11 protein-coding genes and 1 tRNA gene are annotated in these 12,570 nt (G+C 61.4%); 6 read left to right on the top strand and 6 right to left on the bottom strand.

What is annotated here, in order from left to right:
* The first annotated feature begins 189 nt into the window (after nucleotides 1-189).
* Nucleotides 190-615, top strand: a complete 426-nt coding sequence (irrA, locus tag ASD00_RS02200; protein ID WP_025425502.1) for an iron response transcriptional regulator IrrA — start codon at nucleotides 190-192, stop codon at nucleotides 613-615.
* Nucleotides 616-625: 10 nt separating this feature from the next.
* Here the strand turns inward: irrA and ASD00_RS02195 are convergent, their stop codons facing one another.
* The 5 genes from ASD00_RS02195 to ASD00_RS02175 all read right to left on the bottom strand — a co-directional run bounded on the left by ASD00_RS02195 (nucleotide 626) and on the right by ASD00_RS02175 (nucleotide 4,341).
* Nucleotides 626-1,261, bottom strand: coding sequence for a trimeric intracellular cation channel family protein (locus tag ASD00_RS02195; RefSeq protein WP_057204361.1), 636 nt, complete (start codon nucleotides 1,259-1,261; stop codon nucleotides 626-628).
* 70 nt (nucleotides 1,262-1,331) lie between these two features.
* A complete protein-coding gene (locus ASD00_RS02190; RefSeq protein ID WP_025425504.1) occupies nucleotides 1,332-2,147 on the bottom strand; it encodes a YdcF family protein in 816 nt (271 codons plus the stop codon).
* 184 nt (nucleotides 2,148-2,331) lie between these two features.
* A complete protein-coding gene (locus ASD00_RS02185) occupies nucleotides 2,332-3,507 on the bottom strand; it encodes a TMEM43 family protein (RefSeq protein ID WP_057204437.1) in 1,176 nt (391 codons plus the stop codon).
* A gap of 169 nt (nucleotides 3,508-3,676) precedes the next feature.
* Nucleotides 3,677-3,752, bottom strand: a tRNA-Ala gene (locus tag ASD00_RS02180).
* A gap of 199 nt (nucleotides 3,753-3,951) precedes the next feature.
* Entirely contained in the window at nucleotides 3,952-4,341 is a 390-nt protein-coding gene (locus tag ASD00_RS02175; RefSeq protein WP_025425506.1) for a TIGR02300 family protein, read from the bottom strand.
* A gap of 284 nt (nucleotides 4,342-4,625) precedes the next feature.
* Here ASD00_RS02175 and aroA point away from each other — a divergent pair, with 284 nt between their 5' ends.
* The 5 genes from aroA (at nucleotide 4,626) to rpsA (ending at nucleotide 10,289) form a co-directional block, all read left to right on the top strand.
* The gene (gene aroA / locus ASD00_RS02170; RefSeq protein ID WP_057204358.1) at nucleotides 4,626-5,969 is read left to right on the top strand and encodes a 3-phosphoshikimate 1-carboxyvinyltransferase; all 1,344 of its coding nucleotides are present in this window, start codon (nucleotides 4,626-4,628) and stop codon (nucleotides 5,967-5,969) included.
* 81 nt (nucleotides 5,970-6,050) lie between these two features.
* Nucleotides 6,051-6,635: a hypothetical protein gene (locus ASD00_RS02165; RefSeq protein WP_057204356.1), complete on the top strand. Its 585-nt coding sequence runs from the start codon at nucleotides 6,051-6,053 to the stop codon at nucleotides 6,633-6,635.
* A 113-nt stretch (nucleotides 6,636-6,748) separates the two neighbouring features.
* Nucleotides 6,749-7,702 carry a hypothetical protein gene (locus ASD00_RS02160; RefSeq protein WP_057204354.1) on the top strand — a complete coding sequence of 318 codons (954 nt, stop codon included), beginning with the start codon at nucleotides 6,749-6,751 and terminating at the stop codon, nucleotides 7,700-7,702.
* 77 nt (nucleotides 7,703-7,779) lie between these two features.
* Nucleotides 7,780-8,415, top strand: coding sequence for a (d)CMP kinase (cmk, locus tag ASD00_RS02155; RefSeq protein ID WP_025425510.1), 636 nt, complete (start codon nucleotides 7,780-7,782; stop codon nucleotides 8,413-8,415).
* Nucleotides 8,416-8,582: 167 nt separating this feature from the next.
* The gene (gene rpsA, locus ASD00_RS02150) at nucleotides 8,583-10,289 is read left to right on the top strand and encodes a 30S ribosomal protein S1 (RefSeq protein WP_025425511.1); all 1,707 of its coding nucleotides are present in this window, start codon (nucleotides 8,583-8,585) and stop codon (nucleotides 10,287-10,289) included.
* A gap of 253 nt (nucleotides 10,290-10,542) precedes the next feature.
* On the opposite strand, the gene ASD00_RS02145 is transcribed toward rpsA, so the two are convergent.
* Complete coding sequence (locus ASD00_RS02145; RefSeq protein WP_057204352.1) at nucleotides 10,543-12,174, bottom strand: hypothetical protein; 1,632 nt, start codon at nucleotides 12,172-12,174, stop codon at nucleotides 10,543-10,545.
* Nucleotides 12,175-12,570 lie beyond the last annotated feature (396 nt).

Here is a 12,570-nt window from a genome sequence, read left to right as displayed (position 1 = left end):
CGTTCCGCCGTCGCTTACAGGATCAATGTGGGTCCGACCAGAGTTAAATACCAGCCTTCCTTGAAATAGGCCGGTTTTTCAGGCATTCCAGCCGTTCTGCACCTTAGAATCTATTGAAAGAGCAGCGTGCAAAAGTTATATCGCAGCGGAAGTATTGTAAATTTTACGGGATCCATGGAACGCTCCTTGATGACGAAAGCAACCGAAGTGAGTTCGGAAGAGAGATTGCGCAGCTCGGGTCTGCGCCCGACGCGTCAGCGTGTCGCGCTTGCCGATCTGATCTTCGCCAAGGGCGACCGTCACCTGACCGTTGAAGAACTACATGAAGAGGCTGTTGTCGCCGGCGTGCCGGTTTCGCTGGCAACCGTCTACAACACGCTGCATCAGTTCACCGAGGCCGGCATGATCCGCGTGCTCGCGGTGGAAAGCGCCAAGACCTACTTCGACACCAACGTCTCCGACCATCACCACTTCTTCATCGAGGGCCAGAACGAAGTCCTCGATATTCCCGTCAGCAATATCGAGATCGGCAATCTGCCGGAACCGCCTGAAGGCATGGAAATTGCCCATGTTGACGTGGTCATTCGTCTCCGCCGCAAGCGCGAACGGTCGTAGCGACCTTTTCCTACATCACATCGTTGGGGTCGCGGCCGGGGCTTGCTTTGCCGATGGGCAGCGTCCAGCCGTGTTTGAGTGCGCCGGCGCGCACGGTGAAGGCCGAGACCACGCCGAGCGCCGATGTTGCGGCCAGCGGCAGTCCGATCATCGTCGCGACGACGAACACGGCGGAGCCGACCAGAGCTGCCGTCACATAGACTTCCGGACGCAGCAGCACTGACGGCTCTCCCGCCAGGAGGTCGCGCAATATGCCGCCGAAGGTCGCCGTCAACATGCCGGTGACAAGCGCGACCCCGGGCGAGCCTGTTGCCGCCAGCCCCTTGGCAGCACCCATGACGCAATAGGCCGACATGCCGATCGCATCGAGCCAGACCAGCACCCGGTAACGCGAGCCGAACAGGTGGGCGGTGAAGAACAGGATGACGCTCACCGAGACGCAAACCAGAAGGTAGGTCGGGTTGAGCACCCAGAACACCGGCGTTGCGCCAAGGATGACGTCGCGCATCGTTCCACCGCCGATACCGGTGACCGAGGCAAGGAACAGATAGCCGATGATATCGAGCTGCTTGCGCGAAGCTGAGAGCGCTCCTGTTGCGGCAAAGACGGCAACACCCGCATAGTCGAGGATTTCCAGGATCGTCATGGCCGCTCCGTTGATAGGCGCATCGCTGTTATCGGTCGCATCGCAAGCTGGAGCATCCAGGCCCGCCGCGTCAACGGGGTGAAGCGTTGGGGGGTGAAACGCCGGGAAGCAGGCTGTCCGTCCGGCCGCCGAAATAATAGGCCGCCAGCCCGATCCATTCGCGCACCGCCGTCGTCGCCAATTGGGCATTGAGCGAGGGTTGGGTGAAATCGAAGCCGGGCGTGACCGTGCCGCTGGTGCGGTAGTCCGTCGGCCAGGGAGTGACCTCCAGCCCGAGCTTGCGGAAAAGCCCGACCGAACGCGGCATATGGAAGGCCGACGTGACCAGGGCGCAGTTGGCAAGGCTGTTTGCCGTCAGCAACGCCTCAGTGTTGCGGGCATTCTCGAATGTCGTTCTCGATTGCTCCTCGCGGATCAGCCGTTCAGGGCCGATGCCGAAGGTGGCAAAGAAGGCTTCCGATGCCTTGGCGTCGCCGTCATAGGCGCCGCTGAACGAACCGTCGCCGCCGGAAATCAGGATGCGCGCTTGTGGGTAGCGCTTCGCCAGCATGGCCGTCTCGATGAAGCGGTCAGCCGCCTGGTTGAACTCGATGCCGCCACGGCTCGCCATCACCTCGTTCTCGAAGGCGCCGCCGAGCACGATGACGCAGGAGAGGGTTGCTGGCGGTACCGTCGGCCGCGGGAAGTGGTCCTCGAGCATCTGCAGGAAATAGGATCCTGAGGTCGTGAACAGGCTGACGAAGAGCACCAGCGCACCGAGCAGGCCGAAGGCGACGCCGCTGCGCCTGAGGCCGGCCGCCGTCATCAGCAGTCCGGCAAGGACGGCGAAGAACGCCAGGGAAAGGGGCTGCGCGACGAGCCAGAATATCTTGGAAAGCAGAAACATCAGGCCCGTGTTCTTCGCTACGATCCCTTAATATTTCGCAAAGCCGATCGGCCGGCCGGCTAAAGCGCTCCCGTACCCAGGCAATCGTGGAGCCGCTCGATCCCGTTATTCTTACGCAAATCCGGACGCAAAACCGCTCCGCATTTTTGCTGGAATTGCTCCAATCAACACCCTGCGCCGCTCATCAGGCCGGCACGCCGCCGGACATCGGCTTTGCCTTGCCGGCACGCAGATAGCCGATGCCAAAAGCAATGAGCGCGCCGACTGCGACGATCGCCAGCGACAACAGCGGGCGATAGGCAAACCAGGCGACGGCGATGACGACAGGGCCGAGGAGCAACGTTAGGATCGCGGCGATGATGCCGGTACCGAAAGCGACCGCAGAACCGAGCACCGGAATGACGTCGGCAATGATGGAGATAAGGGACAGCATCAGCGTGAAGCCGATGAACAGGCCGATCAGTCCGCCCACCCGAACCAGCCAGGAAATCAGCGTGTTCTCGCTCTGGGCGGCGTCAAACATTTCGGCGGCGCTGGTGATGCCGGCTGAGCTCAGGAACAGGTCGCGACCGTTCGTGGTGCGGTAGGGGGCAAGGCTGCCACCTTTCTGTGCGGCGACGAAGCTCGCGGTCTCCGTGTCTTCGCGGGTAAAGCCGATGCGCAGATCGCCGACGGCCGGGTTCTGGCGATCGGCGGAGACGAAGATCGTCTGGCCGTCGGTCTTGACGGGGCGATTGGTGTCGAGCGCGTCGGCGAGGTGCTGCAGGTCAGTGTCCGCCATTTGCACGGGGCTGTCGCGGCCGAGATCGGCAACGGCCCTGCCGTTGACGGAAAACGCACCGAGCATCGCGCGGTCGACGGTGAACCGCTCGCTTGAGATCGGCATTTCCGGGTTCTGATGCCCGTTGCCGTCGCGGAAGTCGGCTGAATCGGCGCGGTCGCTGCGCCACTCCTTGGTGTAGGAATAGGTGGTGACCGTTTCCTCGCCGCCGCCGAGCGTCTTGCGCGTCTCGCTCTTCTTTTCCTCGACCCATTGGTACATCTCGACCGAGCGGCGCAGGCCCGCAGCCCCCTTCGCGGAGATCCCGAGTTGGCTGTCGGCCGGCGTGCCGACGGGCTCGACCCGGCTGGCGATGTGAACCAGCTTGCCCTCGTTGCCAGCCTCGACAGCGCCGCTGTCGATGTCGACCACAGCGCCGGCGCCCTCGACGAGTGCCCGATAGGTCTTGACCGAACGGCCCTCGTTCCAGGCAAGCAGCCAGATCATGCCGAAGACCAGCAGCAGACCGATGAAGATGCCGATGACACCGTTCTTGAGGCGCGCGAACCACGACGTTCTGGTCGTTTCGGTAAAACTCATCTGATCCCCCGGCACTTGCATTCGACCCGGTTGCGCAAGCGAACCGTTCGATTTTCCCGTTGGTACCAGAAAAAAAGCGGAAAGGAATATACCGGCCGACATGCGCAGACGTTTGGCCCAAACATGGTGAAAGGCGGTCAGTTCAAAGGTTTGTATTTCAGGAGAAATTTGGTGGAGCTAAGCGGGATCGAACCGCTGACCTCTTGCATGCCATGCAAGCGCTCTCCCAGCTGAGCTATAGCCCCATATCGGGTCCGGCAAGGCCGGTTCCGGGAAACTTGTCGGGCTGTTGTGCCCGGCGAGTGGCGGCTTATTACTTCTGCTCTTCGCGGATAGCAAGCCGAAAATGTCAGGCCGGTGGAAATAATTTGGCTCCGGCCCGATTTGCTCCCGTCCACGCCATTTGGCAGGGGACGGGAGGCATTCGCGTAATATTTTAAGCGCTTAGACGTCGTCGTCGTCGTCGGACACGCCGATGAGGTCGCTCATGTCGTCGTCGTCGTCTTCGTCGTCGGTCTGCAGGAAGGTATCGTCGTCGTCGCCGTCGATCTCTACCTCGTCGTCGCCCAGATCCGGAATCTCGTCGCCGCCGGCTGCTTCGTCGTCAGCTTCCTCGAGCGATACGAGTTCGACTTCCGTGTTCTCGGTGTCGACTTCAGCGACGTCCTCTTCCTCTTCCTTCTCGAGCACCTTGGCAACCGAGGTTTCTTCGAAGAAGGACAGCGGGTAGGACTTGCCGCTGTAGGGGGAAACGATCGGATCACGGTTCAGATCGTAGAATTTGCGCCCCGTTTCCGGGTCAATGCGCTTTGTTCCGAGTTCCGCTTTTGCCACAGTCAAAGCCTCTTGAATGGCCGGCCGAACCGGCGCTTGCCGGAAAGCCGGCGGGTGGAAAGGATATCAAGCCTATGATGATTAGCCGGTCCCCATAATCATCTTGGCCGCATCTGTCAAAGATAAAACTCGAAAGCCCTGCGCCGCCTGCTTTTTCTTGCGCCCGGGAGGATGATCGCGCAATCGCATTGTGTTAGGCAACGCAACGGAAGGTGGTCGCGCCTCCGTAGCCGTTTCGCCTGTGGCGATGGATGGTTCCGGCCGCAGGTTTGAGGAAGGTTCATATGTCCGCTGGCTTGATCGCAAAGCCTGCCATTGCGCGCAGATCCAAGGCACTCGGCGGCACGGTGCGTATCCGCGGCGACAAGTCGATTTCCCATCGCGCCCTGATGCTCGGCGGGCTTGCGGCCGGCCGGACGCGCATTGCAGGCCTGCTCGAAGGCGAGGATGTCATCAACACCGCACGAGCGATGCGGGCGCTTGGCGCTACGGTGCGCGAGGAAGGCGGCACCTGGATCGTCGACGGTCTCGGCAACGGTGCGCTGCTTGAGCCCGAAGCCCCGCTCGATTTCGGCAATGCCGGTACCAGCTGCCGCCTGACCATGGGGCTCGTCGGCGCTTATGATTTCACCACAACCTTCGTCGGCGATGCCTCGCTTTCCAAACGTCCGATGGGCCGCGTACTCGATCCGCTGCGCCAGATGGGCGTTCAGGTGGCGTCGGCCGAAGGCGGCCGCCTGCCGGTGACGTTGCGCGGACCGAAGACGGCGAACCCGGTGAACTATCGCGTGCCGATGGCCTCGGCCCCGGTGAAATCCGCCGTGCTGCTCGCGGGTCTGAACGCACCCGGCATCACCACGGTGATCGAGCCGGTGATCACCCGCGATCATACCGAGAGAATGCTGCAGGCCTTCGGCGCGAACTTGGCGGTTGAGACTGGCAATGAGGGCGAACGCATCATTCGGCTCGAAGGGCAGGGCAGACTGACCGGCCAGGACATCGATGTTCCCGGCGATCCGTCCTCGGCGGCCTTTCCACTGGTGGCAGCGCTTCTCGTGCCGGGTTCCGACATCACCATTCTCAACGTGCTGATGAACCCCATCCGCACCGGACTGATCGTGACGCTGCTGGAAATGGGCGCTCAGATAGATGTCCTGAACGCGAGGACTGCGGGCGGCGAGGACGTGGCGGACCTGCGCGTCCGTTACTCGGAGTTGAAGGGCATCACGGTGCCGGAAGATCGCGCTCCCTCGATGATCGACGAATACCCGGTGCTGGCCGTTGCGGCGGCTTTCGCCGAGGGCCGCACTATCATGAGCGGTCTTGAGGAGCTGCGCGTCAAGGAATCCGATCGGCTTTCCGCCGTTGCTGCCGGGCTCAAGCTCACCGGCGTCGATTGCGAGGAGGCACCTGCCGCCCTCGTCGTGCACGGTCGCCCCGGCGGCAAGGGTCTCGGCAATGCCGCCGCCGCCGTCGCCACCCATCTCGACCACCGCATCGCCATGAGCTTCCTCGTCATGGGCCTTGCCTCGGAGCACCCCGTCACCGTCGACGACGCGACGATGATCGCCACCAGCTTTCCCGGGTTTCTGGAGCTAATGGCCGGGCTGGGCGCTGCGATCGAATGATGCATCGGTAAAATCCTAAAGGCCGGCGCGACCCGTCGGTAACGACCATCGGCTATGGTTTGACTGGTTGAGGATATGCCTATGTCGGTGGACGATCGATTCAAACTGGTACGCCGCCATGATGACGGCAGGATAAGCTATCGGCAAAATTTGCGAGCGCCCGCGGTTGTCGTTACGGAAGACGAGCTCGATGAGCTGAGCCGGTTGACTGGGAAGTGCTGGGTGGTGCCCATTGCTTTCTTCCTTTTCGCGGCGCCTCTCTTTGGCCTTTGGGCGAAGCAACCTGCAATACCCGTCGTTTTCGTTGTGTTTGCTGTCGTGGTGAGCGCAGGGGTTATTGTCACTGCCCGACAGCGGTTACGAGAAATTTTGGCGAATGCGCCGCGCCATATTGAGAGTGGTCCACTATCGGTGCAGCCATCGACCCTCGAGTACGTTCGGGAACTTTGGTTCGACGACAAAATGACGATGCTATGCGGCATCGTTTTGTCCGGAATGGTTTTTTTCACCTACGCTACTGTTGTCATCGCCAAGATCGTCGGCCATCCGGACTTAGTCGATAAAGGTGGCAGCTCGATAAAAGCCGCCGCACTGGCCATCGTCTCGGGATACGTGCTGCGCGTCCATCTCAAGGCGTGGCGCCGCGGAAAAAAGGAAAGAAATTAGTAATCCTCTAGGTGCATTGAATGGTGATTGCAGCCTGGACGTGCGGCCGAATGGCCTTCTGACGTGTGTCGAGGCGTGGCACCGGCCTATGCGCCGTTTGAGGAGAAGATTTCATGTTTGACCGCGGCTTGAATTGGGAGAAACGAGAGGACGGAACGATCCTCTATCGCCGGTCGCCTTCCGGGCCGACGTTTATCATCGATGAGCAGACACTCGGCCGCATCGTGCGGTTTAGGTTCATGATCCCGCTTGTGTCGTTCCTGACCTTGATTCCAACGGTTGTGCTCGGCGTTTTCGCGGGCCATGGAGAGGTCTCGCTTGCGATACCTGTCGCCGCGCTTCTTTTTGGGGTGGCGGCCTTCTACCTCTATTTCCGCCGCACAGAGCGTCGGATCGAATGGATGCTTGCGGGAGCCAGACGATCATCCCAGGCGCCCGAGCCGTTCAAACCGCCGCGCAATGCCCGGAACTGGAAGACGCTGGATGACGGCTCGGTTTTCTATTGGCCGCGGAACTGGCCGAACCCGGTAATGCTGACCGCGAAACAGTTTGCGTCGATTGGAGTCGACAACGGGTATGGCTTTTGTGCGCTGTTTGTTAGCGTCATTATTGCCGTGTTGGCGGATGGCTACCGTTGGGCCGGCGGACTAAACAATGGCGCCGCAAGCGTCATTGCCGTTGCCCTGATTTCGTTCAATGTGCTTTTCATTGCAAGGATACGCCGAACGCGGCAACGCATGCTGGATCGCGCGCCGCTCGCACCTGTTGTATCGGGATTGAATCCACCGCTGAAGTTACTCGATTTTGCGCGCCTGATCAGAATGAAACTGGTTCGGGGTTCAAGGGGTATGCTCTTGTTCTGGCTTTTGGTTGCCGTGTTCGGGCTTTTCCAAAGCGTGCAAACCTTGTCTGACCTCTTTGGCGGCGTTAGGGTCTATTGGGATAAGGGAAAGTCGTTTCCGGTAGGCCCGGTTCTGCCTTCGCTGGCTTTTGTCGGTAGCCTGTTGCTGGCCATGGTGAATGTATCTGCGATCGTCATGCGCGCGAGGTCTGCCGGCAAAGGGTGACGGAGCATCGGATGAGCATGGATTCGCCTGCGAATTTGATCTAAAGGCCAGCAACAACATCGATTGCAGGACCACCTATGATCATCATCGCCATCGACGGACCCGCAGCGGCAGGCAAGGGCACGCTCTCGCGCCAGATCGCCGAAGAGTACGGCTTTCACCACCTCGATACCGGGTTGACCTACCGCGCCACGGCGAAGGCGCTGCTTGATGCCGGCCTGCCGCTCGACGATGAGGCGGTGGCCGAACGCATGGCGCTGAATGTCGAACTGGCAGGCCTCGATCGCTCTGTGCTGTCGGCACACGCGATCGGCGAGGCGGCGTCGAAGATTGCCGTCATGCCGGCCGTGCGTCGCGCGCTGGTCGAGGCGCAGAGGGCGTTTTCGAGGAAAGAGCCGGGCACCGTGCTCGACGGTCGCGATATCGGCACCGTCGTCTGCCCGGATGCGGCGGTGAAGCTCTATGTCACCGCATCGCCGGAAGTGCGCGCGAAACGCCGCTATGACGAGATCGTCGGCAACGGCGCCGCCGCCGATTACGCGGCGATCTTCGACGATGTGAAGAAGCGCGACGAGCGCGATATGGGTCGGGCCGACAGTCCTTTGCGCCCCGCCGACGACGCGCACTTGCTTGATACGTCTGAAATGAGTATAGAGGCGGCGTTTCAGTCCGCGAAGTCTTTGATCGATGCGGCCCTGATCAAGAAGATCTGAAGAAGAGCCTTTTCGCGACACTGTCAGGATCGCTCTTCTTGCATAAGCCTGAAATTCCGTCCACGCGCCGGATTGTCCCTTTGATGGGGCGGACTGGGTTCAGGCCTGTTCAACACCAACCCCCGGCGCATGTGCGTCTCTCATTTAGAGATGCATCAGGAGATTCCATGTCTGCTACCAACCCAACCCGTGATGATTTCGCAGCGCTTCTCGAAGAATCCTTCGCGAAGACCGATCTTGCCGAAGGCTATGTTGCCAAGGGCATCGTCACGGCCATCGAAAAGGACGTCGCCGTTGTCGACGTCGGTCTGAAGGTCGAAGGCCGCATCGCTCTGAAGGAATTCGGCGCGAAGGCCAAGGACGGCTCGCTCAAGGTCGGCGACGAAGTCGAAGTCTACGTTGAGCGCATCGAAAACGCGCTTGGCGAAGCTGTTCTCTCGCGCGAAAAGGCTCGCCGCGAAGAAAGCTGGATGCGCCTGGAAGTGAAGTTCGAAGCCGGCGAACGCGTCGAAGGCATCATCTTCAACCAGGTCAAGGGTGGCTTCACCGTCGATCTCGACGGCGCCGTCGCCTTCCTGCCGCGTTCGCAGGTCGACATCCGTCCGATCCGCGACGTGACCCCGCTGATGCACAACCCGCAGCCCTTCGAAATCCTCAAGATGGACAAGCGTCGCGGCAACATCGTCGTTTCGCGTCGTACCGTTCTGGAAGAATCCCGTGCTGAACAGCGTTCTGAAATCGTTCAGAACCTTGAAGAAGGCCAGGTTGTCGAAGGCGTCGTCAAGAACATCACCGATTACGGTGCGTTCGTCGACCTCGGCGGCATCGACGGTCTGCTCCATGTCACCGACATGGCATGGCGCCGCGTGAACCATCCGTCGGAGATCCTGAACATCGGCCAGCAGGTCAAGGTTCAGATCATCCGTATCAACCAGGAAACCCACCGCATCTCGCTCGGCATGAAACAGCTCGAGTCGGATCCGTGGGATGGCATCGGTGCGAAGTATCCGGTTGGCAAGAAGATCTCGGGTACCGTCACGAACATCACCGACTACGGTGCGTTCGTCGAGCTGGAGCCGGGCATCGAAGGCCTGATCCACATCTCCGAAATGTCCTGGACCAAGAAGAACGTACACCCCGGCAAGATCCTGTCCACGAGCCAGGAAGTCGACGTTGTCGTTCTCGAAGTCGATCCGACCAAGCGTCGTATCTCGCTCGGCCTCAAGCAGACGCTCGAGAACCCGTGGCAGGCATTCGCGCATAGCCATCCGGCTGGCACCGAAGTTGAAGGCGAAGTCAAGAACAAGACCGAATTCGGCCTGTTCATCGGCCTCGACGGCGACGTTGACGGCATGGTGCACCTTTCCGACCTCGACTGGAACCGTCCGGGCGAGCAGGTCATCGAAGAGTTCAACAAGGGCGACGTCGTTCGCGCCGTTGTTCTCGACGTCGACGTCGACAAGGAGCGCATCTCGCTCGGTATCAAGCAGCTCGGCAAGGATGCAGTTGGCGACGCCGCTGCTTCGGGCGAACTGCGCAAGAACGCTGTTGTTTCGGCCGAGATCATCGCCGTCAACGACGGTGGTATCGAAGTGAAGCTCGTCAACCACGAGGACATCACTGCGTTCATCCGCCGCGCCGATCTGTCGCGTGACCGTGACGAACAGCGTCCGGAGCGTTTCTCGGTTGGCCAGGTTGTCGACGCACGCGTCACCAACTTCTCCAAGAAGGACCGCAAGATCCAGCTGTCGATCAAGGCTCTGGAAATCGCGGAAGAGAAGGAAGCCGTTGCTCAGTTCGGTTCGTCCGACTCGGGCGCTTCGCTTGGCGACATTCTCGGCGCCGCTCTGAAGAACCGCCAGACCAACGAGTAATCGTTCGCTGACGCCTGAAATGAAAAAGGCCCGCGGAGAGCGATCTCCGCGGGCTTTTTGCTTGTGAGCGTTTCGTTCGGCTGCAGTGTCCTTGGTTTTCTGGATCGCTCTTCTGAAGTCGACCCGATCTAACGCGTATCGCGATCTCTAGGATTCGCTTGCGGCACTTTCAGCTCTTGATTTGCGCACGTCGTTCTCGCAGGACCAACTGCACACTTTTGCGCGACATGCTTTCGGCGATCAGTCCGGAGGGTCAGCCAAGACCGCCGAGCTTGCGATAGAGTTCGTAGACATCGGGCTCGGCGTTCCATTCGCCGCCCGTTTCACCCCTGCCGCCTTCGGTCTGCTGCTCATCTTGCGTGGCTTCGTCCCGTGCGGCTCCGCCGTCGCCCTGCGCCGCTTCGTGGTCGCCGTTCGGCTCTTCGCCGCCTTCGCCTCTGCCATCGTCGCGCTCGCTCTTTTCCGCCTCGCTCTTCACGTCCTCAACTGCGATCGGATAGGGGATCATAGCAAAGGGTATCGCTTCGCGCGGCAGCCCGTTTTCGATCAACCGTGCGATCGCCTGTTGCATCGCCGGGTCGACCGTCGGCCTCTGGGCGCGCTGGACGGCGGTGGCGCCCGCCGGGCCTGGTGGCTCCGTCTGGTCTTCCGCAACGCTCAGGGCGGCAAGCTCAGCGCCTGCAGCCGTATCGCGGGGGCGGAGCGGGTTTGCGCGGCCCGGCTCCGTGCCATCCGTCTCTGTATGGCTCGCTGCTGCGTCGGCTTCGGCGCTTTCGAGTTCGGGTGCGATCCCTTCGGGTCGGTCGGCGCCTGCAGGTTCTCCCGGCAGGCCGAGCGTATCGCGCACGATCGTCTTCAGCGCGTCCGAAAGCGCGCGGTCCGTACGGCTCTCGTTGCCGCGCGTCGTTGCCCTGTCGTTCTGCAGCTGATCCTCGCCGTCGCGCAGCGGGCCATAGGTGCCGTCTGGCTCCTCGCCTTCGTCGGCGTGGCCAGCCTCGGTGCCCGCATCCGTCCGGGCGGTGCCGTTGCGCAGCTCTGCTTCCTTGGCCTTTGCGGGCAAATCGGTATCGTCAGCCGCGGCGGCAGGGTGCGGCGACGCATTTTCCTCATCATCGACCGCTGCCTTGCCGGTAACAACCTCCGGATCGACGAGTTCGGGGTCGGTGTCGCCATTGATGATGGCGGCCAGGGCTTCGATCTCGGGGCCATCAAGCGAAGGCAGCCTGCCGGGCATCGCTCTCGGTTCTCCCCGCTCTGGCGAAGTCTGAGGCCGAACCGTTGCTGCGTCTTCAGCAGGTGGTGTCGCGTCCATCTCCTCCGATGCGAGACTCGACGTGTCACTCTCGCTGCCGACGCCAAAAGTTTTTTTCAGCGCGGTCTGCAGCATGGCGACCTCGCTTGCAGCCGGTGCGCTGGCGGCGGCCAGATGCAGCGGGATGGCTGGCTGCAGGGATGGGTTGCTGAGGCCGGGCAATGCGGCGCCCATGGAGGGTGGCGCCGCACCATTTCGGATGGCCGGCAGGTCTGCAAGGATACCGACCCGTAGCGCCAGGCTGCGACCGCCCAGTTGCCGCTCAAGCGCCAGGCGTTCCGGCATCGGCATCGATTCAAGAAAGGTGACGAGCCGTCGCACGAAGTCGCGCCCGCCTTCCTGTGGCAGCGGCGGGAATTTCAGGATGCGGGCAAGGTCCTCCATCAGCCGCACAAGCGCGTCCTTGGATAGGATCTCGCGGCCTGCGAGATGCCGGGTCAGCGCGTCGAGGACCTTCTGGATCGCTTCGCCGCGCTGGGCGGCAGTAAGAGGCGCTGCCGGTTGTTGGGGCCGAGCGCTTGCCTCCTCGGCAAGTCCGGTCGCGGTTTTGACCGTGAGAATGGATGTCAGCATTCTGGTCTCCCTCTCGCTTGACCCTCGCGTTGGCGCGCGGCCGTTGACAGCCGGCATCCGCATTTCACGCCGTTCCACGGATCACCTCGACCGTCCGTCGGGCAGGTTGTCACTTCGGTTCGGGCTGGCGCCTCATGCGCGTCTCGGCCAACCGGCCAGACCTGCCGCAGCTAAGGTGCGGATACGGGAATCGGCATGATGCTTCGATGTTAGGCGAGACAGGTTTATGAAATCTTAACCATGCGATGGGGTGCGACGGAGGTCGCAGTGCCTTGTCGCCTGGGCGCGCAAAGACCCGTTGCCGCACGAACCCTTTGCATCGCGACCGATCCGGCGGCAAGATGCACGCTGCAACCGCAGTTGCGCGTGTTACTGCATGTTTCCTTAAATCCTATT

It is taken from the genome of Ensifer sp. Root31 (assembly GCF_001424825.1).
GTDB lineage: Bacteria > Pseudomonadota > Alphaproteobacteria > Rhizobiales > Rhizobiaceae > Ensifer > Ensifer canadensis.
The sequence above is the reverse complement of the archived record's forward strand: the minus strand, read 5'-3'. Positions and strand labels throughout refer to the sequence as shown.